General features: G+C 61.7%; 1 protein-coding gene. It reads right to left on the bottom strand.

Annotated features, from left to right (window positions below; translation table 11 throughout):
• Positions 1-454: hemagglutinin repeat-containing protein (locus G7016_RS24810; RefSeq protein ID WP_181118409.1), on the bottom strand; the 454-nt coding region annotated here is incomplete at both ends.

Below are 454 nucleotides of genomic sequence, written 5' to 3'. Positions count from 1 at the left end.
TCACCGCATTGATCGCCACGTCCCCTTTGGCCACCAGTTCACTCTGGCGCAGGGTTTCGTCGGTGTTGCCTTTGCCCTTGGCGCTGGTCCAGGCCAGGCTGCTGTTGCTCTTCTCGTGGCTCTCCTGGTGCAGGTCTTTCACGCCTTCAAAGGCAATGGTGCCGCCACTGTTGAGGGTCAGGTCCTTGCCGCTGTCGAGCTTGGCGGCCTGGTAGGTCTGGTTGCCGCCGCTGACCAGCAGCAGGTCGGCGCCGGTCTTGATCTCGCTACCGACGTTGGTGACTTGGGTCACTTCGTCGCGCTTGGTTTTCTTCGCGCCGAAGTGGCCTTTTTTCTTCTTGCTGTAGAGCGAGTAGTCGCTGTCCTGGGCGGCGAGCAGGTCCAGTTTGCCCCCGGCCACAAGGTAAGCTTCGTCATTCGCGGCGAGGCGGCTGGAGGTGATGGTCATGTCCTG

It is taken from the genome of Pseudomonas japonica, from assembly GCF_013522925.1.
GTDB classification, from domain to species: Bacteria; Pseudomonadota; Gammaproteobacteria; order Pseudomonadales; family Pseudomonadaceae; genus Aquipseudomonas; species Aquipseudomonas japonica_A.
Note: the sequence above shows the minus strand (reverse complement) of the source record. Positions and strands in the feature narration are given on the sequence as shown.